Genomic DNA, 25,448 nt, shown 5'->3' with positions numbered 1-25,448 from the left:
GGCACGGGCCCTGGCCGAGTACCAGAATCAAACCAATCAAGCAGCAGCTTAAGAAGAAAAACCAATCAAGCTGTCTCAAAAACTTGACGGGCGCACTCCTCCGGCACCGGACCACCCTGAGGACCCACCAATTCCGCCGGTTCATCCGTGATCCCCAACAACCCCAAGAACGGGACCTTCACCAACACCAACGCCTCAGGCATCGGCGGATCCACCAACACACCATTGCCCGCCAACTTAGTAAGCTGCTGCAAATACTCAGCATTCGGATCCTCATCAATCCCATCAACCAGAAAATCAACCAACCCAGAACCATCCCCCACCACCACTGACGCATCAGACGCATCCGCTGAGCCAGGAGGATCAGCGTGGTCAGGAGGACCAGCGTGGTCAGAAGGACCAGCCGGGTCACTATCGTCCCCTGACTCGGGAAGGTCCGCGGGGTCGGCAGCGAAATAGAGCTCCGCAGCCGAAAGACCAGAATCATTACCAGAACCGGAACCAACGCTGGCGGTAGAGCTTGAGCTATCGGGTCTGGCTGGGTTACCGACCCCTCCAGAACCGCCACAATCAACGCTAGAACCAGCACTAGAACGCGCGCCAGCGCTTGAGCTTGAGCTTGAGCCCGCGTTGGTCGCGGTGGCGGGATCTGTTGCCCGGGCGCCTGTGCCGGTGCCTGTGCCCGTGCCTGTGGTGTTGAGGGTTGCTTCGGCGTCGTGGAGCAATTCGGTGGCCGTGGCAGGAAGTTTCTGCCCTAGAAGCAGAATCGCAGCAATATCAACCCGCAACTGCGCCAGAGTCCTATGCTCACGCACATCCTGACCCGTACCAGCAGCATCCGCCTCACGCTGAGCCCGCACACCATCAGCCTTGATCGCCCGCGCCAACCTAGTACACCGGGTATAAATCCCCGAAGCACTCACCGCCGGCATATACAACCCCAACCACGCCATCCCATCAGCACCCACATCACAGCTGAGCTTCCGCTTCGCGAAAGCCTCCTTAACCCGCACCGGAATACTCTCAGGAAACATCTTCTCCCGCGCCCGACGAGCCTTCCCCACAAACGAACACGCCGTAGTCCCCGGAGCCAGAAACAACAACCGCTCCTCCAACACCGATTCATCCTCCACCGTGGCACCACCCATAGACCCCAGCGTCACGATCTCCTCATTAATAGCCACAGCATGACGCCACGACAACCGCCCCGCCGCCAACCCCTCTAACACCACCGGACGCTCACGAACCAACACCACACTGTGCTCCATCAACGACGCCGCAGTAGGCTCCGGAATCCCCAACGCAAACGCCACCTCAGTAGCCAACCCAGCCTCAGCAACCCTGCTTTGAAAACCATCCAACGCATACACAGACCGCTCAACAGCAGCCGCCCCAGCAATCCTGTCCAATTCCCTAGCCTTAAAAGCCGCCAACTTATCCTCGTGACGCTTCACCGCCGCCAACGTCTCCATCCCAGCAGCGCGCACACCCAACGCCACAGAAAGCACCGTAGGCCGATCAACATCCAAACCCGCCAAAGAATCCGAATACAACAACCGAGTAGGCAACCCCACCAACTCAGCACTGTCAGACCCAAAAGGTTCAATAGAAGGAAGAGTAATCCCAGCCAGCAGTGCCGCTACATCCTGTGTAGCGTCACCACCCCGGTCCCCGGGGAACACCTCCCGAATACTCATAACACAACACTAAACCCACCGCAACACAACCGCAATACATACCCGAAAGTAACTTCTAATAATGTTCTGGGACGCCGACAAGAGCCCGTCCCGAGTAGAACCGTGAATAGGGCTGAGGCAAGCTGAACGGGCGCCAACCCGCCCTAACGCAAGAACCGCCGTCGTCCATCACAGAACAACAGCGGCTCAAGAGGTACAACGGCTCAAGAAAAAGGGATAAGTCAGGGAATCAGGACAGCCCGCCCCTATTTAGTGCCCTCCGCGGACCACAACTTCGCCGGGGACCTCTGGGTTGAAGACGAGGCGGCGATTGGCGATTTTGTCGGTGAAGAAGCGGTCGTGGCTGACCACTAGTACGGCGCCCGGGAAGTGCAGCAGTGCGCGTTCCATGACCTGGGTGCTGGACATATCGAGGTGGTTGGTGGGCTCATCGAGCACCAGAACTGAGGCGCCGGAGAGCAAGCACTGGGCCATGGCGACTCGGGCGCGCTGACCACCGGAGAGGTTGCCGATGCGCTGCTTGAGATCTGCCTCGGAGAACTGGAACATGGCGAGAAAACGGTTGACGGACTTTTTCGTGGCGGTCAGGGCCAGACTGTCGGGCATGGCGTTGACGGCGTGTGTGACGGTGTCTTCGGGGTCCAGTTCGTCCAAGATCTGGTTGTAGGAGATGAGCCCACCACCCTTGGCCCAGGTGACGTAGCCGGAATCGGCAGGCTCTTCTCCGGTGAGGGCGCGCAGCAGCGTGGACTTTCCCGAGCCGTTGGAGCCCAGAACCACGATGCGGTTCCCGCGGCGAATCTCAAAGCTGAGGTCATTGAACAGGGTCCGGTCGCCGTACGATTTGGTCAGCGATTCGACCCGGCACAGCACATCTTTGACGTGCAGGCCGCCGTAGATCTCCGTGATGATCTTGTCCACGGGACGCGGTGCGCGCGACTTTTTGATCTTGGACAGCTTGGAATCGAGTCCCTTCGAGGCAGCCTTGGTGGCCTCGCGCCGGTCGGAAATCCCCTCGGCTTCAAAGGCGAGCAGCTCGGATTCGTGCACGAACTGGCTCTCGAGGGTCTTGAGCCGGAACTGTTTGGCCACCACGTATTCGCTGAAGCTGCCGGGGTATTCGTGCAGGTGGAAGTTCTCCACCTCGATGATGCGCGTGACCACGGCGTCCAGGAACTTCCTATCGTGCGAGACGATGATCGCCGCACCCTGGAAGTTCTTGAACCAGCCTTCGAGCCATTCCACGCCCGCCACATCGAGGTAGTTGGTGGGCTCATCGAGCAGCAGCACGTCGGGTGCCTCGAGCAGGATCTTGGCGAGCGCGGCACGGTTGCGCCAGCCGCCGGACAGCTCGTCAATCGCGCAGACCCGGTGGGCCTCGTTGAATCCCAGCGTGGTCAGAACCTTGTCAATGGAGCGCTGGTAATCCCAGCCGTCCAGCCTGTCCATGTCGGCAAACAGCTCGGACTGGCGGTGGATGAGCCGGTCCATCTCGGCCTCGGCGGGATCCGCCCCGAGCGCCGCATCGATCTCGGCGAGCTCGGCCTCAATCTCCTTCACGTGCGCAAAGACTTCTTCGAGCACTTCGAGAATGGTTTGCGCGCCGTTCAGCTCGGAGAACTGCGAGAAGTAGCCAATTTTGGTGCCAAGTTCAACGCTCACAGTGCCGGTATCCGGCTCAACCTGGTCCATGACGAGCTTGAGTAGCGTGGACTTTCCGGAGCCGTTACGCCCAATCAGACCCACCCGGTCCCCCGCCTCGAGTTTGAAGAACGCCTCACGCAGCACCTGGACTTTGTCGAAGCGCACGGAAACGTCATTGAGGCGGATCAAGCTCATGGGTGTGGTCCTTTATGGCCGGGAATTGCGGAAGATGGGGTACGAGAAACACCCAAGCCCAGTTTACCGGCACGCGAGGTGGCAGCGGTGGCGGGTGCCGCCGTCGTACTTTCTCTTTAGAAGTACGACGGCGGCACCCGCCCGGGTGTCCGGCCCCCGGTTCCGCCGTGCGCCGCCGCGGCGCCAGACTGTACCGTGGTGGGTAATGAATGCGGCCGCCAACGAGAAGCGGCCCAATGATTGGATGGAGAACACATGAGCGCGCCGATTCGCATTGGAATTGCTGGCTACGGAAACCTGGGCCGCGGGGTCGAAGCCGCCATTGCCAAGAACGCCGACATGGCGCTTGTGGGCATTTACACCCGCCGAAATCCGGCCGATCTGGTCCCGCTCAACGCCGGTGCGCCGGTATTCTCCATGGACGATCTGGCCGGCCACGCGGGCGAGGTTGATGTGTTGATCTTGTGCGGCGGTTCAAAGTCCGATCTTCCCGAGCAGGGCCCGGCGTTGGCTGCACTGTTTAATACGGTGGACAGTTTCGACACTCACGCACGCATCCCGGAGTACTTCGCCGCCGTGGATGCACCGGCCCAGGCCAGCAACAAGACAGCTCTGATTTCCGCGGGCTGGGATCCTGGCATGTTCTCCATCAACCGTGTTTACGGCGAGGCGCTGCTGCCCGACGGCGACACCTACACCTTCTGGGGCCGCGGACTGAGCCAGGGACATTCGGATGCTATCCGTCGCGTGGCTGGGGTTGCCGGCGGCGTGCAGTACACCTTGCCTTCGGAAGCTGCCATTGAAGAGGTCCGGAGCGGCTCGCGCCCGGAGCTGACCACTCGTCAGAAGCACACCCGCGAATGCTTCGTGGTGCTCGAGGACGGCGCCTCTGAGGACGCTGTCCGCGCCGAGATTGTGGGCATGCCGCACTACTTCGACCAGTACGACACTACGGTGAATTTCATTACCGCCGAAGAGCTGGCCCGGGATCATGCCGCCATGCCGCACGGTGGTTTTGTCATTCGCAGCGGCAACACCACGGACGGCCACGCTCAGGTTATTGAGTACTCGCTGGCTTTGGAAAGCAACCCGGAATTCACCTCCAGCGTCCTGGTGTCCTACGCCCGCGCCGTGCACCGTATGAACGCGGCAGGCCAGTTCGGCGCCAAGACAGTTTTCGACGTTGCGCCCGGTCTGCTCTCCCCCAAGTCCGCAGCCGATCTGCGGGCGGAACTGCTCTAGCCCCTTCCGCTACATAACCTGGGCAGGAACTTCCTGGCAGAGAGTTTCCCCGTGAATGAAGTGCTGAGCAGCATCCTGCCGCTGAGCATGGGCGTGGCGCTGAGCCCGTTCCCCATCATCATGATTGTGCTGCTGCTGGGATCGGCGCGTCCGAAGGCAAACGGTCTGGCGTTTCTTGCCGGTTGGGTGGCGGGTTTGGCGGCCATCGTCACAGTCCTCGCTTTCACTTTGGACGCCCTGGACAGCTCAGGCAACGACCCAGGCCCCATTGCCGGGGGCCTGCGGATCATCCTCGGCGCCGCTCTTCTGGTCATGGCGGCGCGCAAGTTGATCATGCGTTTTGCCGCGTCCGACGCCGGGCCCCTCCCCCGTTGGATGGCCTCCGCGGGTGGCTACTCGCCAGGGCGCAGCACCATTATGGGGCTGCGCTGTCGGCCGCAAATCCCAAGAACTTTGCGATTGCTGCCGCAGCCGGCGTCACCATCGGGGCCGCGGAGCTGGCCCTTCCAGCCGAAGTTTGGGCCATGGCGGTCTACTTCCTATTGGCTTCCTTGACGGTGCTGGCTCCTGTCGTGGCGTACCTCATTGCACCCCGAACGTTGGCAGCTCCGCTGAAAACCGTCATGGAGTGGCTGCAGGCCAACCATTCGATCATGACGGGCCTGCTGCTTGTGGTGTTCGGCATTGTCCTGATCGGCAACGGAATTAGCAGCTTCTAAGCTGCAGACCAGTTGCCACCATCAACGTGGTACAGCAATGCCTTAGTCCTCGAGAGTGAAGGTGACCTCGGAAACCAGCGGCCAGCGGGTGAGTGCCTCGAAGGGATCCGCATCATCGCCTTGGGCGGCTGCTAGTTGTTCCGGAAGCGCATCAATGAAGAGGGAGGCCAGAACGCCGTCTTGGATCTGCAAGCTCATCCGCATCTGCTGGCCCGGACTGGTGGTGAAGTCCGCATGGACCGGAAAGGTGTAATTGCGCGGGACTGCAAGGCTGGCACCCTCCGGCGCAACGAAGGCCAGTTCGGTGGTGAACTCCATTGGCTCGCCCCAGTGCTGTTCCCGCGCACCAGCGAGTTGCTCGCGCAGCAAGGGCGCGCCGAAGTCCTCGGTTACAGTGAGCATGGCGGCGAGCAATTCGCGCAGCGGCTGGGGAATTTCCCGTTCCAGCGGTGTCGCCCCGCAGATGTCGTTGTCATGGCCGGTAGTTTTGGTCGCGGCGGGAGGTTCGAGCAGGATCACGCCTGTGCTGAGAATGCCGGATACCAGCGCCATCAGTGGCCGTGGATTCCGGATGCCCCGGCTGAGCAGTGTCTGATGGATTTTCCGGTCAAGCACAAAGCCATAGTGTGTGCCGACAGCGCCCAGTGCGCCCATCCCTAGTGCGAGGGAGCCCCGTAATTCCTTCGCCGGAACGTACTCGTCGTTGCTCGAGCTACTGAGCCAAACAACTGCTCCGGTCACGATGCCGGAGGCAGCAACGGTTGCTCTACGAGCGCCGGGCCGCAACTTGGCCGGATCAATGAGCGTCAGGAGCCCGCTGGCAATGCCCGCGGCCAGTGGGAACCCCAGCTGCTTCTTGGTGATGCGGGCCGTTGATTGCGTCATCTCAGTCATCTATCCAGAGTACTGGCCGCATCACAGAACAAAAGCAGGCACTGACAGGTCGACTCACAGGACCCAAGATGCGCGCCGCCGTCGTGCTTCACAATGGAAGTTTCCGTTCTTGACCCACGTCAAGGCGGCGCCGAACGGAACTTGATGTAGTGGATACACAAGCACCACCGACAGAAAGGCACACCATGCGCACCGCAAAATTTGAGACCGAACCGTTCACCTGCCCCTCCTGCATCACCAAGATCGAGGGCGTTGTCGGCAAGATGGACGGCGTTGAAGAAACCAAGGTCATGTTCAACTCCGGCAAGGTCAAGGTGACCTTCGATGACGGACTGGTCACCGCTGAGGCAATCGCCAAGGCCATCACGGATCTGGGCTACCCGGTCCTCAAGCACAAGGTCGCGGCATAGCCCCCGTGGCCGCAGCCGTCGAAAATAGCTGGTTGACTGTGGACATGGCACATCATTCTGCAGTCCAAGGACACGCTCCACTGGAAGTTCTCGTGGGGCGTGTCCCCATTTTCAGCCAGCTCGCGCCGGAGGAACTCAAGGACATTGCCGGGCGGGTGAAACTCCGCCGCCACCCGCGCAATGAGCAGCTGTACGGTGCCGGGGAGAACAATCCGCACCTGATGATCATCCACAGCGGGCACGTCAAGGTTTACCGGATCACCGAGTCCGGGCATGAGCAGCTCATCCGGGTGCTGGGCGAGGGCGACTTCCTCGGCGACATGAGCTTCATCAGCGGCGCCCCCACCGACCATTTCGCCACCACCTTGGACGCGGCCGAGATTTGCGCCCTGCACCACGACGACCTGCGCGACTACCTGCTCCGCTTCCCCACCGTGACGTACAAGATGCTGGAAACCCTCAGCAGCCGGCTCGAAAGCACCGAACGCCAGGTGAGCATCTTCGCCGGAGAGGATGCCGAACACCGCATCGCCGCCTACCTGCTGGAGTTGGCGGACAAGGCAGCCTCGGCGAAGTTTGTGCTGCCAATTGCCAAAAAGGACGTCGCCTCTTTTCTGGGCCTGACCCCGGAAACACTCAGCCGCAAGCTGGCGCAGTTTGAGGCGTCGGGCTGGCTCCGCCTACATCCGCGCCGCACGGTGGAATTGCTGAACGTCCCGGCGCTGCACAAGCTGTAGGCCGCGCGTCGGGCCACGCATCACGTCACCCGTCGCGAATCACAACACCTCCCGCCCGGAATTGACCCCGGTCAAGGCAGCTTTCGTCCTTCCGGGCAATCCTTGAAGTATCGGCAGGAAACCCCTGCAGGCACAAGCCAAGGAGCATCATGACTGGCAGGACCAAAGCCCGGATCGCCGCCGCGACCGGCATCATGCTGATCGCCGCACTGGCGTTTCACCTCGCAGACTTCTCTGCATGGCGCGACGGCTTGCTGTTCGTCTCGGCCATCACCGCCGGGGTCCCCACGGCCATCCGCGCGTTCCAGGCGCTGAGCCACAAGGCGTTCAGCATCGATCTGTTAGTGACCATCGCCGTAGTCGGCGCCCTGATCATCGGCGAATATGTCGAGGCCGCCGTGGTCTCCTTCCTGTTCATTTTCGGCGCATGGTTGGAGGCCCGCACACTAGAGAAGACGCGGCGTTCGTTGCGGGATCTGGTGGATATGGCACCGCAGGAAGCGCAGGTGATTCGCGACGGCGTGACGCTCACCATCAGCGTGGACGACGTCCTCGAGGGTGAGACTGTTGTGGTCCAGTCCGGCGGCAAGATCCCGGTGGATGGCACCGTCATTGCCGGCCGAGCCCAGGTCAACGAAGCCACCATCACCGGCGAACCGGTCCCTGCCGCCAAGAATGTGGGCGACAAGGTTTACTCCGGGACCATCGTGGACAACGGATTTTTCAGCATGAGGGCCGAACAAGTCGGCGACGACACCACCTTCGCGCAAATCATTGAGCTCGTCGAGGAAGCCCAGGACTCCAAGACCAAGGCCCAGCGGTTCCTGGACCGGTTCGCGCAAATCTACACCCCGGCCATCGTGGTGCTGGCGGTGCTGGTACTGATCGTCAGCCGCAACATCGAGTTCGCACTGACGTTTTTGGTCATCGCCTGCCCCGGCGCTCTGGTCATTTCCACCCCGGTCTCCATGGTCGCGGGGCTGGGCAACGGCGCCCGCCACGGGGTCCTGGTCAAGGGCGGCGACGCCCTGGAACGCTTCTCCAAAATCGACACCATGGTCTTCGACAAGACCGGAACCCTCACGGTGGGCCGCCCCGAAGTCACCGAGGTCTTCCCTCTAGGAATGTACGACGCCGGCCAGGTCCTTGCGCTGTCGGCCCGCCTTGAGCTGGCTTCCGAACATCCGCTGGGCCGGACCATTGTGGAAGAGGCCCGGCTGCGAGGCCACGAGGTGAGCATTGCACCTACCGAGGTGGAGGTCATCAAGGGCGGTGGCATCCGCGGCCATGTGGACGGTGTCACCGTGGCTGTTGGTTCCCGCAGGGTGCTGGCCGAGATGGGCGTCGAGCTGTCCGCCTCCGCACAGGCGCACGCCCTCCTGCGGGAGCGTGGCGGAAACACTGCTGTATTTGCCGTGCTTGACGGGGAACTGGCTGGCATTATTTCCATCGCTGACCAAATCCGGCCTGAAGCACGCGACGCTATAGCTGCCATGCGCCAAAGCGGAGTCCGGAGATTTTACATGCTCACGGGCGACAACCAACACACTGCCGCCCTTGTAGCTGCCGAGCTTGGCATTGATGAAGTGCGTTCCGAGCTATTGCCGGCCGACAAGGTCCGCATTGTTCAAGAGCTCAAGGATGCCGGGCACCGCGTGGCCATGGTGGGCGACGGCATCAACGACGCCCCTGCCATTGCCACAGCAGACGTTGGGCTGGCTATGGGTGCTGGCACAGATGTGTCGATTCAGACGGCGGACGTGATCTTGATGGGCAACCGCTTTGACCAGTTGGTGCACGCATACTCGCTGGCCAAGGCAACGGTGCGGAACATGTTGCAAAACACTTGGATTGCACTAGGAACAGTTGTGCTGCTTCTGACGGGCGTGCTGGCGCAGAAGGTGTTCATGGCCACGGGCATGTTGGTCCATGAGATTAGCGTGCTGGTGGTCATCCTCAACGCCGTCAGGCTTGTCCGTTACCGGGAACGGCGCACCACTTCCGCCCCCACCATAGTCCCGGAGAAGGTGACTGCTCCCGACACGGCAATTGTTTCGGACACGGCCCATTAGGACGTAGTCGCTCCAACAAATGTGCCGCCCACAAGATCAATGAGGACTGGTCAACAAAAAAGTCCTCCCCGAAACGGCTCCGGGGAGGACTTCTTGTGGGCCTGCAGCTTTGTCGAGGACGGGAGGACTACGAGCTAACTCAGCTGAAGCGTGGTCAGGCAGGTGGGGTCTTGTCCGCCGATGGTGGAGATGGTCTGCGACGCGGTTTGATCCTCATAGCCCACAGTAAGAGTGGCCTCCATGCCGCGCGGCAGCCACAATCCCACAAATCCGTTGTCATAGGTTTTGACGGACTCCTGCATCACCACGGCGCCAGTTGTTCTGTCCTTGACGGTGACATCGACGTCCTTGTTTTGCAGTTCGCCCAGGCAGGTGGTGAGACTGTGAAAGTGGCAGGTGTGTGTCTGGCTGACATACGGAGCCACGGAAACGTAGAACTCATCGGCCGGCATGGGCAGCGTCGCTTCACGGTGTGCCGCATCTTTCAGGACCAATTCACCGGGCCGGATGGATGCCATCAACTCGGTAGAGCGCTCCGCCACGGGCAGCATGTCCAGCTCAGTGATGATGTCCTTGGCGTTTTTGCCGCTGAATCCCAGGTCGTCGATGAGGTCCTGGCCTGCGGCAGGCGCTACTTCTGCAGGAGTAGGCGCGGGGGCAGGGGCCGCACATCCTGCGACGAGCAGGACAGTTGCTGCGGCTGCTGCGATGGCGCCGGTGAGTGAAAGACGGCGGGTGATTTTCAAAGTCATGATGGTGCTTCCTTGATCAGTCGATGGGGTTGGTGTGCTAAAGCGCAGTGCCCCTCAGCATCGATTGATACAAAGAACGTTCAGAGACGGTGCTCGGCGCATGATGAGCCCCGTCGCCACAGACCGGGGGCCAGCGCGCAGCCGAGGCAGCACGCTGTTCGTGCGGACTTTTCTTGGGAGTAACAGCCAAAGACCAAGTACGACGGCGAGCAAACAGTTCAGCGTCATCGACAGCTCCCCTGATGAACAGTGAGCGCACGACAATCCACCATCAATGGCATAGCCGGTGTGCACCGCGGTGGCAACCGCCGGCGGAATGGGCCCCTGCATGGTGAGAGTATCCGCCGTCGTGCCCTGATTTGATTCAGGACTTTGGAGCGCAGAAAGGCCTTGAGTTGCGTGGGAGCCTTGGGCTGCCGAGCCGCTATCGGAAGCGTGAGACTCACCCAGATGCGGACCGTGCATAGCCACTATGCCGAAAATTACCGCCAGTGCCAGCAATCCGCACAGCACAAGGCGGGAGCCGGTCCAAGACCTGCTCCCGCCGCGAGCAAAGATCGGGGCCACCATAATGGCACCAGTCTACTAATCAGCCTGACGGGCATGACTCCGCGTCAGGCCCCTGGGTGGTGAGCTTGGGCACTCCACGGATTCTTGGCCACAGCCAACGTCTCGTCGCCGCAAGGAGTACTGTCGCCGCAAGACACACCCCTAAACCCAAGAAGCAGCAGCGGCTAGAACCCCTGGGCCAGACGGTAGTAGGCCTGGTTCCAGCGGATCTCGCGGGCAAAGCCACGCTGGGTAGTGTCCTCGTCAATGACCAAGAGCTCGGCCTCAAACATGTCGGCGAAGTCTTGGAAGGCCTCAATACCCACGGCGGTGCTCATGACCGTGTGGTGGGCGGCGCCCGCTTCGAGCCAAGCCGCAGCGGAGGTGGCGAAGTCCGGCAACGGCTTCCACACCGCACGCGCAACAGGCAGGTTAGGCAAAGGCTCGTCCAGCGGCACCACCTCAACCTTGTTGGCCGTGAGCCGGAAGCGCTCGCGCATGTCTGAAAGTGCTACCACCACACCGGCTCCAGGATCGGCGTCGAACACGAGGCGAACGGGATCCTCGCGCCCGCCAATCCCCAAGGGGTGAACTTCCAACGACGGCTTGGTGACAGTCAGTGACGGGCACACCTCGAGCATGTGGGCGCCCAAGATCTTCTCCTCGCCCGGGACCAAATGGTAGGTGTAGTCCTCCATGAGCGAGGCGCCACCGGGCAGGCCTTCGCCCATGACCTTCGCGGCACGGATCAGCACCGCAGTCTTCCAGTCACCCTCGGCGCCGAAGCCGTAACCGTCAGCCATCAGGCGCTGCACGGCAAGTCCCGGCAGCTGGCGCAGGCCACCAAGATCCTCAAAGTTGGTGGTGAACGCTCCGAAGCCACCCTCCTCGAGGAAGCTCCGCAGACCCAGCTCAATCTTGGCGCCGTAGCGCAGCGAATCGTGGCGTTCGGCGCCGGGATGCAGCTCCGGCGCCACCTTGTACAGGCGCAGGTACTCGGCGACAAGCTCGTCAACATCCGCTTCGGACGCGGCATCCACGGCCTCCACCAGCTCGTTGACGGACCAGCTGTTGACCGAGACACCAAAGCGAATCTCAGCTTCAGTCTTATCGCCCTCCGTCACGGCAACATTGCGCATGTTGTCGCCAAAACGGGCCAGCTTCAGGCAGCGGACCTGGGCCACGGCTGCCGCTGCGCGCGTCCACGTACCAATCTTTTCGCGGACCAGCGGGTTGGAAACGTGCCCCACCACGGTCTTGCGGCTGATCCCCATGCGAGACTGCATGTACCCGAATTCCCGGTCGCCATGAGCTGCTTGATTCAAGTTCATGAAGTCAAAGTCAATCTCGGCCCACGGCAAAGCCTCATTGGCTTGCGTGTGCAGGTGCAGCAGCGGCTTGTTCAACTCTGTGAGGCCACGGATCCACATTTTCGCCGGCGAGAAGGTGTGCATCCAAGCGATCAACCCAATGACCTTGTCATCAGCGTTGGCATCAATAGCCGCGCGGCGGATCGACTCCGAATCTTTGAGCACATCCTTGAACACCACACGCACGGGAATCTCGGTGGAATCCTGCAGAGCTTTGACAACCTCCGCCGACTGCTGCGCAACTTGGCGCAGAGTTTCCTCGCCATAGAGGTTCTGGCTTCCGGTCAGAAACCAAACCTCGTATCCGGACAGTGAATTGTTCAGCTGCGCAGAGTTGTTCAACTTCAAAGACATCTTCATTCCTTCGGGCACGCGTTGGAGGTGGTATTACTGTCCGTAGACGTTCTGGTAACGCTGGTTCAACTTCTCAATGTGTGCGCTATCAATGGGGACCAGAGGACCCAGTTCTCGCGCTAGATGCACCGTACGAGCTACCTCTTCACACATCACGGCAGTCTTGACGGCCGATCTGGCGGTGGCCCCAATGGTGAACGGACCGTGGTTTTTCATGAGCACGGCCGGCGAGCGCGAACCGCTGAGCGTCTCAACGATCCCGCGGCCAATGGAATCATCACCAATCAGCGCGAACGGGCCGATCGGGATCTCGCCACCAAATTCGTCACCCATCATGGTCAGCACGCACGGGATCGCTTCCCCCCGCGCAGCCCATGCGGTGGCATAGCTGGAGTGCGTGTGCACCACCCCGCCCACCTCCGGCTTGTGCCGGTAGACGTAGGCGTGCGCCGCCGTATCGGACGACGGCGCCAGCTCAGGATTGCCCCATCCTCCATCTACTGGGGTACCAAAGAGGTCCGTGACCACCATGGATTCAGGCGTCAGCGAATCGTATTCAACCCCCGAAGGCTTGATGATCATGAGGTCATAATCTGGCACCCTGGCCGAAACATTGCCTGCCGTCCATACAACCAGCTCGTACCGGACCAGCTCCGCATGCAAAGCACAGAGTTCCTCACGAACGGCGGCGATGGTTGCCAAAAGCTCCGGTGCTGCCGTGGCAGGGAATGGTTCGGGGGGCACAGCTGAGGTGGCCGCTGCAGTGCTGGAGGCCTTTGAGTTATCCGGTGTCGTCGTCATGCCGAGACCTCCGCCGCAACCTTGTGCGCGTCGCGGGCAATGGCCTTAAGCCTGTGCATCACGTCATTGGCACCCTGACCGAAGTAGTCGTGGAGCAGCCGGTATTCGGCGAACAAGGCATCGTAGGCGGCCACATTTTCCGGAATCGGGGTAACCACGGCACGGTTGATGCTACCCATCGCGGCCGATGCAACCCTGATGTCCGGGTACAAGCCCGCGGCCACCGCAGCATGGATAGCGGAGCCGAGAGCAGGGCCCTGGCTGGAGCCGATCGTGGACAGCGGCAAGTTCAGTACGTCGGCGTAAATCTGCATCAACAACCGGTTTTTCATAAGACCGCCTGCCACGATGAACTCCTTGACGGGAACGCCAGCCACATTGAACGTCTCGACAATGACCCGCGCACCGTAGGCTGTGGCTTCCAGTAACGCGCGGTAGCCGTCTTCGGGACGTGTGGCCAATGTCTGACCCACCACGACACCCGACAGTTCATGGTCCACGAGTACCGAACGGTTGCCACTGTGCCAATCCAAGGCGATCAGGCCATGCTGCCCAATATTCTGGCGCTCAGCCAACGACGTGAGGTATTCATGGATGCCTATTCCCCGTTTGGCGGCTTTGGCAACGTAGCTCTCTGGAACTGAATTCTTGATGAACCAGCCAAAGATATCGCCCACTCCACTCTGACCAGCCTCATAGCCATAGAGACCCGGAATGATGCCGCCATCAACCACACCACACATACCCGGGACTTCCCGCAGTTCCTCGGAGCTCATAACGTGGCAGGTTGAGGTGCCCATGATGGCGACCATCTGACCGGGCTCCACAGCTTTGGCTGCGGGGGCTGTGACATGTGCATCCACGTTTCCGACGGCGACAGGGATACCTGCTGGCAGGGAAGTCCAGCGTGCGGCTTCAGCGCTGAGGTAACCAGCCGCATCCCCCAGATTGCCGATTGGATGATCCAACTTATCCACAACGAAGCCCGCAAAGCCGGGGTTCAAAGCAGCAAGGAAGTCTTGGGAAGGATACTGGCCGTCCTGTCGGATGCCCTTGTATCCCGCGGTGCAAGCATTGCGTACATAGCTCCCGGTCAGCTGCCAAACAATCCAGTCTGCGGCTTCCACCCAGTGGTCCATGGCGGCATACACGGCCGGAGCTTCTTCTAGAAGCTGGAGTCCCTTGGCAAATTCCCACTCCGAGGAGACCAGCCCACCGTAACGCGGCAGCCAGCTCTCCTTACGCTCACGCGCCAGCTCGTTGATGCGTTCAGCTTGAGACTGCGCGGCGTGGTGGCGCCACAACTTGATGAAGGAGTGTGGTTCGTTGGCCCATTCCGGCAGTTCGCACAGAGGTGTGCCGTCGCTAGTGGTGGGCACCATGGTGCAGGCGGTGAAGTCCGTGCCAATGCCCACGACGTGCGCGGGGTCGATTCCGGCTTGTGCCACTGCAGCGGGAACGGCCTGTTTGAGAACCTGGCGGTAGTCCTCGGGAACCTGGAGGGCCCAATCCGGCGGCAGAAGTTCCCTAGTTCCTGGAAGTGAGTGCTCCACAACTCCGTGGGGGTACTCAACTACTGCTGATGCCAGTTCAGCCCCGTCGCTCACGCGCACCACCACGGCACGACCTGACAGGGTGCCAAAGTCAATGCCAATTACGTAGGAATCCTGGGTCCCCATAATTTCCTCTCAGATGCTGCGCCGGGGCTGTCATCAATGTCGGCCCAAAAAAACACTTGTGAACGCTAACAGTTGCACAGTCCCAATGTCTCGTCAAGAGGGCTATCCGCCTCGAATGAGTAACGTTTTCAATGAGGCCCGGGAAATTATTTGTTGAAAATTTCCCGGAAACCCGGGGAACTCCGCGGCACTCATCTCGGAACGCGAAGGGCAACAGGCCTCTCCTTCTCGAACCTCTTGACACACCAACGTGTGAGCGCTAACAATTGAGATGCAGGTCACTATGACTTGCTCTTGTGGCGATGACGGTACAGTCCCGGTGACTTCCCTGCGCTTCGAGACTGACATACCAGGAGGCTAAGTTGTTCAAGAAATCTTTGGTGGCCGTGGGACTCGCCGCACTATTGACGCTGACGGCTTGCGGCGGCAGCACAGATGCCGCCGGCGGTGGCAGCGATGAAATCACGTTGGGCTTCGCCCAAGTTGGTGCCGAAAGTGGCTGGCGCACAGCCAACACAAAATCAATCCAGGAATCTGCAAAAACTGCAGGCATCAATCTGAAATTCTCTGATGCCCAGCAGAAGCAGGAAAACCAGATCAAAGCCATCCGGTCCTACATCCAGCAAAAAGTGGACCTCATTGCGTTCTCCCCTGTTGTTGAATCCGGCTGGGACACCGTCCTGAAGGAAGCCAAGGACGCCAACATCCCCGTCATCCTGACCGACCGCGCCATCGACTCACCCGACAAAACCCTCTACAAGACATTCTTGGGTTCTGACTTTGTCCTCGAGGGTCAGGAAGCAGCAAAGTGGCTGATCAAGGACAAGGAAGCAGCAACAGGTGATGTGAATATTGTGGAACTGCAGGGCACCACGGGCGCTGCACCGGCCAACGACCGCATGTCCGGCTTTGCCGATCTCATCAAGGCCGAGTCCAAGTTCAAGATCATCGCATCGCAGACCGGTGACTTCACCCGTTCAGGTGGCAAGCAGGTCATGGAGGCGTTCCTGAAGTCGAACCCCAAGATCGATGTTGTGTACGCGCACAATGACGATATGGCGCTCGGAGCTATTGAAGCCATCGAGGCCGCTGGCAAGGTTCCTGGCAAGGACATCACCATCATTTCCGTTGACGCCACCAAGGATGGCATGACCGCAGCTGCGGACGGCAAGATCAACTTCATCGTCGAGTGCAACCCGTTGTTGGGAGACCAGCTGATGGATCTAACCAAGAAGGTTTTGGCCGGTGAGACGGTTCCTGAGCGCGTGGTCACTGTGGAGACCACTTTTGATTCCGAACAGGCCAAGGCTGCCCTGCCGGATCGCAAGTACTAATCAGCTCAAGCACTAACCCGGTGCAGCCGCACACACAGCGGCGGCTGCACCGGCGCACTTCACACAACAGCAGATCGTGGGTGGATGGGGACTCCCCATCCACCCACCTCAGCAAAGGTAAAGCAGCATGAATGAAGACATACCAGTGGTGACGATGGAAGGTATCTCCATCGAATTCCCAGGCGTGAAAGCCTTGGACGCCGTTGATTTCCGCCTCTTTCAAGGCGAAGTCCATGCTCTGATGGGTGAAAACGGTGCTGGCAAATCAACCCTGATCAAGGCCCTCACTGGCGTGTATGGCATCGATTCGGGCAAAATCGTCGTGCTGGGACGGCAGGAGAATTTCACTAGTCCCGCTCAGGCACAAGAGGCTCGCATCGCCACTGTGTACCAAGAGGTCAACCTCTGCCCGAATCTCAGCGTCGAAGAGAACATCTTGCTGGGGCGTGAGCCGCGCCGTGGCGGTCTGATTCATTGGAAAGCTGTCCGGGCCAGGGCTACTGAAATTCTGTCCCGGATGCATCTGGACATTGATCCGGGTTCCGAACTGTCCAGCCACTCCATCGCTGTACAGCAGCTGGTTGCGATCGCCCGCTCGGTCGAAGTCGATGCCAAAGTCTTGATCTTGGACGAGCCCACGTCATCGCTGGACACGGGCGAAGTCAACCAGCTCTTCCAGGTCATTCGCGAATTGCGTGATTCCGGTGTGGCCATTCTCTTCGTTTCACATTTCTTGGAGCAGGTCTACGAGATTTCCGACCGCCTCACTGTTCTGCGCAACGGCGCTTTAGTGGGCGAATACATGACCCGGTCACTACCGCGTCTGGAATTGATTGCCAAAATGATTGGCAAGGATCTGGCCACTCTCGATGCGCTCGACGAGGAGCCGTCGGCGGCCAAGGAGGCCACTGCCGCAGATGCTGTGGCTGTGATTACCGCCGAGGGACTTGGCCGGAAGGGGCGAATCGATCCGTTTGATCTCTCGATTTTTCCCGGCGAAGTCATCGGCTTGGCCGGGCTGTTGGGGTCAGGGCGCACTGAGCTGGCTCGCCTGTTGTTCGGGGCAGAGAAGTACGACGTCGGATCCCTCACCGTGGGTGGCGTGCCGGGAAAGATCCGCACGCCACGCAACGCTATCAACGCCGGTATTGCGTTTAGTTCCGAGGATAGGAAAGCTGAGGGTCTGATCGGCGATCTTTCGGTGCGCGATAACCTCGTCCTCGCTATGCAGGCCAGCCGGGGGTGGCTGCGTCGAATACCGCGCCGTCAACAAGATGAGCTGACGGAAAAATACATCAAGGCCTTGGATATTCGTCCGGCCAACCCGAACTCGCTCATTCGCAACCTCAGTGGTGGGAATCAACAAAAGGTCCTCTTGGCCCGGTGGCTGATCACCTCCCCGAAGCTGTTGATCCTCGACGAACCCACCCGCGGAATCGATATCGGCGCCAAGACACAGATTCAAAAGCTGGTTCTCTCGCTGGCTAAAGACGGCATGTCCATCCTTTTCATCTCCGCCGAACTCGAGGAAGTGGTACGCCTTTCCAACAGAATTGCGGTGCTTCGCGACCGCAAGAAAATTGCCGAACTCATCAACGACAACGTGAGCGTCAATGACCTCATGGAAACCATCGCAGGCGGTTCCCCATCATGAAATCTTTTCTTCGAGGGCATCTGCTCTGGCCAGTGGTGGCCCTTGTTGCCTTGCTGGTGTTTAACCAGATCATGGCCCCAGACTTCTTCTCCCTCCGAGTTCAGGACGGTCACCTCTACGGCAGTTTGGTGGACATCCTACGCAACGGCGCACCGACAGTCTTGATTGCACTGGGCATGACACTGGTCATTGCCTCACGCGGAATTGATTTGTCAGTGGGCGCCATCGTTGCCATAGCCGGTGCTGTTTCTTGTACGTATATCTATAACTCGCCAGACCCGGGATCGTTCACCACGGCGATGATCGCCGTCGTGCTTGCGGTGCTTGTTGGCCTACTGATGGGTGTCTGGAACGGTTTTCTGGTCTCCGTTATTGGCATCCAGCCCATCATCGCCACGTTGGTGCTGATGACGGCTGGTCGCGGGCTGGCCCAGCTAGTAACCGGCGGACAGATCATCTCCGTATCCAACACGCACTTCAAAGCTATTGGTGCGGGCTACTTCCTGATGCTGCCCATCTCCATCCTCATCACCGTGGTGGTCTTTGCTCTCACAGCCATTTTGACGCGCAGGACGGCGCTGGGCACGCTCATTGAATCGGTGGGTATCAACCCTGAAGCAAGCCGGCTCGCGGGAATTAATGCCCGAACGCTGACCTGGGTCGTGTATATCTTCTGCGCCCTATGTGCCGCCTTAGCCGGGCTGATGATTAGCTCCAACGTCACGGCGGCCGACGCCAACAATGCTGGCCTTTACATTGAAATGGATGCGATTCTGGCTGTCGTCATCGGCGGCACTTCACTAATGGGTGGCAGGTTCAGCCTCACCGGCACAGTGATTGGCGCCTTCATCATTCAAACGCTCACCACCACTGTTTACACCGTGGGAATCGCTCCTGAGATTACCTTGGTCTTCAAGGCTTTGGTGGTCATTATTGTTTGCCTGCTGCAGTCACCGAAACTACGGTCCCTGCTGAAAAAGCCCGTCAAGAAAACTTCACTGGCCCCGAAAGAGATGGTGTCCAACTGATGAGTGTCCTCACACCCACCCCTGTCGCAACGGGCACCAAGGCCAAACGGCAGCTCACCACGAACAAGTTCCTGCCCGTCATGGTCACTTTGGCCCTGTTTATACTCATGTTTGCCGTTGGGTCCCTGATTTTTCCCGGCTTCTTCTCGGGCCAGGTCATCTTGAACTTGTTTGTTGACAACGCTTTTCTGTTGGTACTGGCCGTCGGGATGACCTTTGTCATTCTGACCGGCGGCATCGACCTTTCAGTAGGTGCCGTAGTGGCCCTGTCAATGATGATTGCAGCAAGTTTGTTGCAAGCTGGCTGGTCACCGCTGATCACCATCATCATTGTGCTGGTGGTGGGTTCTGTGTTTGGGCTGTTGATGGGACTAGCCATCCAGTTCTTCGATATTCAGCCGTTCATCATCACCCTCGCTGGCATGTTTCTGGCCCGTGGCCTGTGCTACGTCATCAGCCTTAGCTCCATCACCATCACCGACAGCTTCTTCACGACCATGGCCCAGACACGCATCAAGTTCCCCGGCGGACTGTTCATCTCCCCCAGCGTCGTCATCGCCCTGATTGTGGTCGCCATCGCCGTGGTGGTGCTGCACCACACACGCTTTGGCCGCACCGTCTATTCCATTGGTGGCAGCGAACAATCAGCGCTTCTCATGGGGCTCTCCGTGCCACGCACCAAGGTTTTGGTGTATGCCATCAGCGGCCTGTGCTCGGCTATCGCAGGGATCCTGTTTTCTTTCTACAGCCTCTCCGGCTACAGCCTTGCAGCCCAGGGTATGGAGCTAGACGCAATTGCCGCCGTCGTTATTGGTGGAACGTTGCTGACAGGCGGAGCGGGTTACGTCCTCGGCTCTGTGGTGGGTGTGCTGGTGCTGGGCATTGTCCAGACATTTATCTCTTACGATGGCACGCTGAGCTCGTGGTGGACCAAGATCGTCATAGGCTCCCTGCTCCTGGTCTTCATCATTCTCCAACGCATTTTCACGCGGAGAAAGACCTGAGTAAGCACCCCACAAAGTCAGCTGCGGGTGAGCACTACCGGTCTGGGCCCGGTGCTCGCCCGCAGCGTCAGGTGCGGCTGAATACGCACCGAAAACAGCGGATCGTTGCCGGATATCCCTTCCAGGATCATGGCAACACAGCGGCGTCCCAGCTCAGCAAAGTCTTGACGGATGGTTGTCAGCGGAGGGAAATAGAAGCCGGATTCGGGGCTGTCGTCGAACCCCACCACGGACAAGTCACGGGGCAGGCGAAGATTACGTTCGTAGGCTGCACGCATCACGCCAAGGGACATCTGGTCATTGCCGGCAAAAATGGCTGTGCATTCACCGTTGTCGATCAGCTGCTGCCCGGCCAGATAACCGGATTCAGCGCTCCAATCCCCCACCAGCAGCGGCCCCGATTCCAGACCAGCATTCGCCAGTGCGGCCTCCCACCCTCGGCGTCGGGCTTGGGCATCAAGCCAGTTGGTCGGGCCCATGATGTGAGCAATGTTCCGGTGGCCTTGTTCAATGAGGTGCTGAGTTGCCAGATAGCCGCCGCGTTGCTGGTCAACGCCTACGCTTTGCACACCCGCGGCGCCAATATCGCCAATGGCCACCATGGGGATACCTGGATGCAGCCGTTCAATGGAGCGGACAATCTCCTCTTGGGGTGCGATGACCACAAGGGCGTCTACTTGGTGAGCCAGCAGATATTCAACGGTTTCATTGATGGCTTTTTCGCTGACTTCAGGCAAACCGACGGCGTTGACCGCATACCCTGCCAAATGGGCTGCTTCCTGAATACCCAACAGAATATGGGCGGGACCAAAATGCTCCAGATTATGCGCAACCACGCCAAAGGTTTCAGAGCGCCGGGTAACCAATTGGCGGGCGGCGGTGTTGCGGCGGTAACCAAGTTCGGCGATGGCCGCTTCCACCACGGTCCGGGTTTTGGTGCTGACATTAGGATGGTTATTGATCACGCGGGAGACAGTCTGGTGCGAGACACCGGCTTTCGCAGCCACGTCCTCCATGACCGGCGGGCGGCGCCGTGCGGAATCTTTCTGCGTCATTGTCAACCTTTTCTCCGGCAGTTCCGGTTTGGCTGCGGCCCGGAACCATCCCGAAACGTCCGCCCAACCATTAACGTCCCCATAGTTCGCTTACTTCAACCGTAAAACAATCACTGTCATTCTTGCAGAGGAGACCACATGTCAGGCATTCCGCGTCGGCCGCGTTCTGGAACCCAATTCACGCTTACCTCCGGAGACTACCGGGCTGTTGTGGCATCGGTGGGGGCCACACTGCGTTCGCTAACCCATGCCGGGCGCAATCTGGTGGTCCCCTTCGACTCCGAGAACATCCGCCCAGCGTATCGTGGCGCCAATCTTGCGCCTTGGCCGAACCGGCTAGCCGACGGGGCCTACAGCTTTGACGGGGAGCAGCAGCAACTGCCCATCAACGAGGTTCTGCGCATGACGGCTCTCCACGGTCTGGTCCTGTGGAACGAATGGGAGCCGCGATCTCAGGCCCCTGACAGTGTCACACTTGGTGCCATCATTGAGCCTCAGACTGGTTACCCGCATCGCTTAGACCTTCAGGTCCGCTTTGAACTGAGCGCCGCAGGCCTGGACTGGCGCATCACCGCTACAAACATTGGCGCCGGCGTTGGGCCGGCCCCTTACGGCGTTGCGCCGCACCCCTATCTTGTGGCCGGTTCCGGCACTGTGGACACGTGGACACTGCAGTTGCCCGCCGCCAAGGTCCTGCAGGTCACTGCGGACAGGCTCTTGCCCACCGAGCTTGCAGATGTTGCCACGCACGACGGCGGCTACTTCGACTTCCAGCACCCCCGCACCTTGGGTGCCGCGGAGATTGATCACGCGTACACCGCGTTGTCCCCGGCTGATGCGGCCGGTGTCACTGCCGCAAGTGCCGAGGCGGGACCTGAGGTTGCGGTGCGATTGGTGGCTGCGGGTGGTTCGGGCGTGCTCATGCGCTGGAACCCGAGGACGCTCCCCTGGGTACAAATCCACACGGCCGATACTGCCTCGCCGGAAACGAACAGGATTGGGTTGGCTGTGGAACCTATGACATGCCCACCGGATGCGTTCAACTCCGGAACAGATCTGATCGCTTTGGGCGCAGGAGAACGTCACGAGGCCAGCTGGGTCATCGCTGCACTCTAAGGGCAGCGCACTGTACTCCGGGGCAAGGTGAGGAAGGCACTAGGCCGGGATCCGCCGTCGTAAGTTCAGCAGATGTGGGCCCACGGCAGAGGAAACGTCAGCCGTTGGGACGGTTGGGCAAGTATTGCAGTGACCATTTGTTGCCGTCAGGATCGGCAAAATGGACAAAGTGGCCCCAGTCTTGAACGTCAACGTCACTGACGTCCACGCCGTTTGCCTTGAGCTGCGCATGGGCGGCGTGGATGTCGGCAACGACTATTTGCAGGTTAGGGGCAGTGCCGGGCGCCGCCTCGGTCAGGCCCTCGCCGATGCAGATGGAGCAGGCGGAGCCGGGTGGGGTTAGCTGTACAAAGCGAATTCCCTCGCTGGGCCGCTCATCGAAGTCGGCGTTGAAGCCCACCTGATTCACGTAGAAATCCTTAGCCCTGTCCACATCCGAGACAGGCACAAACACAAGTTCCAGTTTCCAGTCCATGGGCAAACGCTACGCTCATGGACCCCGGCGCGACAGTGTTTGGCGAGGTTATCCGCTGCCGAACGTCTAGACGTGCAGTTCACTGGCCGTGTACCGGCCCGCCGGTGCGGATGCCTTGGCATTCGTGGTCACGTAACTGCCAGGGCGGCTTTCCTTGGGAGCTCTGGTGGTCACGTAGGAGCCAGCCTGGCGGGTCTTGGGAACGCTGGTCGTTACGTAGGATCCGCCGCGAGAATGGAGTCCCGACGCTACGCCGTGACCAGCTGAATCGCTGTCGAGAAGAAAACTGACGTGGGGCTGGTTACTGGAAAAGTTGTGCATGTGAAACTCCTAGGGCTCGGGTAAGAGGGCGCGCAACATCGCACCGTATGGATGGTTATGTGAGTGGTTATGATGGCAGGGCTGAAAGAGCCTCGTGCCGGTGCGCTGCTCACGGAGCAGCTTGTGTGGTGTCTAGTCCAACAGTGGCTGACTGTTCGGGACTAGTTAGCCACGGGCTATCTACGTGGCGGCCGGGGCCGCTTGGCAGCTGGAGCAAACGCCCCAGAAGGTAATTTCTGCGACTTGGACGGCGAAGCCATTCATGTCCGACGGCGTCAGGCAGGGGCTTTCGCCGATGACGCAGTCAACGTCCTGAACTTGTTTGCAGTTCAGGCAGACGAGGTGGTGGTGGTTGTCGCCCACGCGTGCTTCGTAGAGCGCTGGCGAGCCTGCTGGTTCAATTTTGCGAACCAGTCCGGCCGCTACCAGTGCTGCCAGCACGCCGTAGACAGCTTGCAGGGATGTCTTGGGCAGGTGCTCGATAACTGTAGAAAATACTGTGTCCGCATCAAGATGGCCGCGGCCAGATAAAACATCAAGGACCGCAATCCGGGGTGCCGTCACTTTCAGCTGAGCCGACCTGAGCCGCCCTGCCAAAACTTCTTGCTGCGTATCCGTTGCCATGCCTCAACCATAGCAGTTGTTTTGAATGAATCAAAACAACTGTGGGGTGGATCGCACTTGCACTGAGGTCCAGACCGAGTGTCACGGAGTCCGCACCCTCCCCCGCCAGTTTGCATCGAGGCAAGAAAAAGCGCCCCACCCCCAAGGTTTTCGAGGGTGGAGCGCTAGGCAAACGCTAGTCAAGGGAGCTGATACCCGGCCCGGCCGCCCAGCAAGTTAGCCGAGCGAGAGTGCGCCCGTTTTCACAGCGGCAACCACTCCGCCGTCGACCAGCAGATCAGCGCCGGTGATGAAGGAGGCTTGGGAGCCCAGCAAGAACGAGGCGGCCTGGGCAATGTCCTCGGGGGTGCCGTAGCGACCCGTTCCGGAGGCCTCCACCATGGCGCGCATACTCTGACCGCTTTCGCCGGAGAGCTCCTGCTGGCCCATGGGAGTGGAGATGACACCGGGGCTAATGCTGTTGACGCGCGCACCACGGGCGCCCCAAACGAGGCTGGCCGCCTGCACTCGGAGCTGATTAGCGCGCTTGGCCACGCTGTATGCTGTGCCCGCATCAGCAAAAGAGGGGTCAGCCCAGAAGGGCAGACTAAGCAATTGATCAGTGGGCGTCAGAGCCAGCGCGGATTCCACCTCGGCAGGGAATCGACCCGCAGCAAAGCTACCTGCCATGCTGGCAATCACGACGCCGGCCCCTCCTTCGGCGATAACCTCACCGAATGCGTCAAGAACGTAAGCAACACCAAGAAGATCGACCTTGAGGATGGCCTCCGCCGGGGCTTGGGTGGGCGAAAGTCCTGCGGTATGGGCAACTTGGATCACCTTGCCAGCAGCTGCGGCGGCTGCAGCCAAAGCGTAGACGGACTCCCTCGAGGACACATCCACAACGTGAGTATCCACCATATATCCATCACCACGGAGAGCCTCTGCGGTCTTTTCTAGCCCGTCAGCATTGAAGTCAGCAAGCAGCAATTTCTTGCCCGGCCCCTGACGGCGTGCGATAACCTGACCCATTCCGCCGACGCCAATGACAACAACAACCTGATCAACCATGATGCTCCCTCGGAAGTTTCGAGACATTATGTCTCGTAAATAAAGCATAGAGCCTATGCTGGGAAAATGACAGAAGTACAAAGGGGTCGCCCGAGAAGTGAGTCATCGAGGCGGGCCATCCTTGAGGCGGTCCGGGAACTCATCGCAGACGTAGGCTATGACGCCATGACCTTCGAAGCCATCGCGGCCAGGGCAGGGGCCAGTCGGCAAACAATTTACCGTTGGTGGAAGTCCAAGGCCTCGGTGGTGACCGAGGCCGTCGTCGAAGGTTTCGTTCAGCTGCCCCTCGTCACCATTCCCACCACTGGCTCGCTGCGCCATGATTTGAAGGAGTGGATTGCCATCGCCCCCGGGGCCTCCGGGTCCAGCAGCGAGGATGGGGCTCGCGCGGTTCAGGTCATCAGGGGCTTGGCGGCCGCGGCTTCCGGCGACAGCCACGATGCAGAGTTGCTTTACGAGCACCTGACGGGGCCGGCGCACCAGGCTTTGGTAGCCCGACTGGAAATGGGGAAGACCGCCGGAGAGTTGCCACACCGAAGCGATTGTATTGCCGTGGCTGACGCGCTCTTGGGCACGCTTGTTTTCCAGATACTCACCCCTACCCGGTCGGAAGAACGGTTGTTTGGCGTCGTCGATGCCCTAGTCCCTGCCAATGGATGACAGACCGCCTTC

At 60.0% G+C, this 25,448-nt stretch carries 22 protein-coding genes and 1 pseudogene; 11 read left to right on the top strand and 12 right to left on the bottom strand.

What is annotated here, in order from left to right:
* Positions 1–65: 65 nt before the first annotated feature.
* Positions 66–1,697, bottom strand: coding sequence for a DUF222 domain-containing protein (locus AB0P14_RS17320; protein WP_363845203.1), 1,632 nt, complete (start codon positions 1,695–1,697; stop codon positions 66–68).
* A 249-nt stretch (positions 1,698–1,946) separates the two neighbouring features.
* Positions 1,947–3,536 (bottom strand): ABC-F family ATP-binding cassette domain-containing protein, encoded by a 1,590-nt coding sequence (locus AB0P14_RS17315; RefSeq protein ID WP_363845201.1) that lies wholly within the window; start codon positions 3,534–3,536, stop codon positions 1,947–1,949.
* A 255-nt stretch (positions 3,537–3,791) separates the two neighbouring features.
* On the opposite strand from AB0P14_RS17315, the gene AB0P14_RS17310 reads away from it, so the two are divergent.
* Together AB0P14_RS17310 and AB0P14_RS17305 are read left to right on the top strand one after the other, a co-directional pair.
* Entirely contained in the window at positions 3,792–4,778 is a 987-nt protein-coding gene (locus AB0P14_RS17310; protein ID WP_363845199.1) for a diaminopimelate dehydrogenase, read from the top strand.
* A gap of 87 nt (positions 4,779–4,865) precedes the next feature.
* A pseudogene (locus tag AB0P14_RS17305) lies at positions 4,866–5,497 on the top strand (GAP family protein).
* 42 nt (positions 5,498–5,539) lie between these two features.
* Here the strand turns inward: AB0P14_RS17305 and AB0P14_RS17300 are convergent.
* Complete coding sequence (locus AB0P14_RS17300) at positions 5,540–6,391, bottom strand: hypothetical protein (protein WP_363845197.1); 852 nt, start codon at positions 6,389–6,391, stop codon at positions 5,540–5,542.
* Positions 6,392–6,576: 185 nt separating this feature from the next.
* Between AB0P14_RS17300 and AB0P14_RS17295 the strand changes: the two genes are divergently transcribed.
* The 3 genes from AB0P14_RS17295 (at position 6,577) to AB0P14_RS17285 (ending at position 9,610) form a co-directional block, all read left to right on the top strand.
* Positions 6,577–6,801, top strand: coding sequence for a heavy-metal-associated domain-containing protein (locus AB0P14_RS17295; RefSeq protein WP_363845195.1), 225 nt, complete (start codon positions 6,577–6,579; stop codon positions 6,799–6,801).
* Between the two features lie 44 nt (positions 6,802–6,845).
* Entirely contained in the window at positions 6,846–7,538 is a 693-nt protein-coding gene (locus tag AB0P14_RS17290; protein ID WP_363845192.1) for a Crp/Fnr family transcriptional regulator, read from the top strand.
* Between the two features lie 149 nt (positions 7,539–7,687).
* A complete protein-coding gene (locus tag AB0P14_RS17285) occupies positions 7,688–9,610 on the top strand; it encodes a cation-translocating P-type ATPase (protein WP_363845189.1) in 1,923 nt (640 codons plus the stop codon).
* Between the two features lie 134 nt (positions 9,611–9,744).
* Here the strand turns inward: AB0P14_RS17285 and AB0P14_RS17280 are convergent, their stop codons facing one another.
* The 4 genes from AB0P14_RS17280 to araB form a co-directional block, all read right to left on the bottom strand.
* On the bottom strand, positions 9,745–10,362 hold the full coding sequence (locus tag AB0P14_RS17280; protein WP_363845187.1) for a CueP family metal-binding protein: 618 nt from the start codon (positions 10,360–10,362) through the stop codon (positions 9,745–9,747).
* A 734-nt stretch (positions 10,363–11,096) separates the two neighbouring features.
* The gene (araA, locus tag AB0P14_RS17275) at positions 11,097–12,635 is read right to left on the bottom strand and encodes an L-arabinose isomerase (protein ID WP_363845185.1); all 1,539 of its coding nucleotides are present in this window, start codon (positions 12,633–12,635) and stop codon (positions 11,097–11,099) included.
* 33 nt (positions 12,636–12,668) lie between these two features.
* A complete protein-coding gene (locus AB0P14_RS17270; RefSeq protein ID WP_363845182.1) occupies positions 12,669–13,436 on the bottom strand; it encodes an L-ribulose-5-phosphate 4-epimerase in 768 nt (255 codons plus the stop codon).
* A complete protein-coding gene (araB, locus tag AB0P14_RS17265; protein WP_363845179.1) occupies positions 13,433–15,115 on the bottom strand; it encodes a ribulokinase in 1,683 nt (560 codons plus the stop codon). Before araB ends, AB0P14_RS17270 begins: the two co-directional genes overlap by 4 nt.
* Before the next feature lie 362 nt (positions 15,116–15,477).
* On the opposite strand from araB, the gene AB0P14_RS17260 reads away from it, so the two are divergent.
* The 4 genes from AB0P14_RS17260 (at position 15,478) to yjfF (ending at position 20,135) form a co-directional block, all read left to right on the top strand.
* The gene (locus AB0P14_RS17260; protein ID WP_363845176.1) at positions 15,478–16,449 is read left to right on the top strand and encodes an ABC transporter substrate-binding protein; all 972 of its coding nucleotides are present in this window, start codon (positions 15,478–15,480) and stop codon (positions 16,447–16,449) included.
* A 127-nt stretch (positions 16,450–16,576) separates the two neighbouring features.
* The gene (locus tag AB0P14_RS17255; protein ID WP_363845173.1) at positions 16,577–18,103 is read left to right on the top strand and encodes a sugar ABC transporter ATP-binding protein; all 1,527 of its coding nucleotides are present in this window, start codon (positions 16,577–16,579) and stop codon (positions 18,101–18,103) included.
* Positions 18,100–19,131: an ABC transporter permease gene (locus AB0P14_RS17250; protein WP_363845170.1), complete on the top strand. Its 1,032-nt coding sequence runs from the start codon at positions 18,100–18,102 to the stop codon at positions 19,129–19,131. The genes AB0P14_RS17255 and AB0P14_RS17250 overlap by 4 nt, the downstream gene beginning before the upstream one ends.
* Complete coding sequence (gene yjfF, locus AB0P14_RS17245) at positions 19,131–20,135, top strand: galactofuranose ABC transporter, permease protein YjfF (protein ID WP_363845167.1); 1,005 nt, start codon at positions 19,131–19,133, stop codon at positions 20,133–20,135. Before AB0P14_RS17250 ends, yjfF begins: the two co-directional genes overlap by 1 nt.
* Positions 20,136–20,152: 17 nt before the next feature.
* Here the strand turns inward: yjfF and AB0P14_RS17240 are convergent, their stop codons facing one another.
* On the bottom strand, positions 20,153–21,190 hold the full coding sequence (locus tag AB0P14_RS17240) for a LacI family DNA-binding transcriptional regulator (RefSeq protein ID WP_363845164.1): 1,038 nt from the start codon (positions 21,188–21,190) through the stop codon (positions 20,153–20,155).
* A gap of 138 nt (positions 21,191–21,328) precedes the next feature.
* Between AB0P14_RS17240 and AB0P14_RS17235 the strand changes: the two genes are divergently transcribed.
* On the top strand, positions 21,329–22,306 hold the full coding sequence (locus AB0P14_RS17235) for an aldose 1-epimerase family protein (protein WP_363845161.1): 978 nt from the start codon (positions 21,329–21,331) through the stop codon (positions 22,304–22,306).
* A gap of 97 nt (positions 22,307–22,403) precedes the next feature.
* Here the strand turns inward: AB0P14_RS17235 and AB0P14_RS17230 are convergent, their stop codons facing one another.
* From AB0P14_RS17230 to AB0P14_RS17215, 4 genes are all read right to left on the bottom strand, one after another.
* Entirely contained in the window at positions 22,404–22,781 is a 378-nt protein-coding gene (locus AB0P14_RS17230) for a glyoxalase superfamily protein (protein WP_363845158.1), read from the bottom strand.
* Positions 22,782–22,847: 66 nt separating this feature from the next.
* Positions 22,848–23,102 carry a hypothetical protein gene (locus tag AB0P14_RS17225; RefSeq protein WP_363845155.1) on the bottom strand — a complete coding sequence of 85 codons (255 nt, stop codon included), beginning with the start codon at positions 23,100–23,102 and terminating at the stop codon, positions 22,848–22,850.
* Between the two features lie 180 nt (positions 23,103–23,282).
* Positions 23,283–23,726 carry a Fur family transcriptional regulator gene (locus tag AB0P14_RS17220; RefSeq protein WP_363845152.1) on the bottom strand — a complete coding sequence of 148 codons (444 nt, stop codon included), beginning with the start codon at positions 23,724–23,726 and terminating at the stop codon, positions 23,283–23,285.
* Between the two features lie 216 nt (positions 23,727–23,942).
* Positions 23,943–24,776, bottom strand: a complete 834-nt coding sequence (locus tag AB0P14_RS17215) for an SDR family oxidoreductase (protein WP_363845149.1) — start codon at positions 24,774–24,776, stop codon at positions 23,943–23,945.
* Between the two features lie 66 nt (positions 24,777–24,842).
* On the opposite strand from AB0P14_RS17215, the gene AB0P14_RS17210 reads away from it, so the two are divergent.
* Positions 24,843–25,436 carry a TetR/AcrR family transcriptional regulator gene (locus AB0P14_RS17210; protein WP_363845146.1) on the top strand — a complete coding sequence of 198 codons (594 nt, stop codon included), beginning with the start codon at positions 24,843–24,845 and terminating at the stop codon, positions 25,434–25,436.
* The last annotated feature ends 12 nt before the right edge of the window (positions 25,437–25,448 follow it).

Origin of the sequence: Specibacter sp. NPDC078709, from assembly GCF_040686795.1 — a bacterium.
GTDB lineage: Bacteria > Actinomycetota > Actinomycetes > Actinomycetales > Micrococcaceae > Specibacter.
Note: the sequence above shows the minus strand (reverse complement) of the source record. Positions and strands in the feature narration are given on the sequence as shown.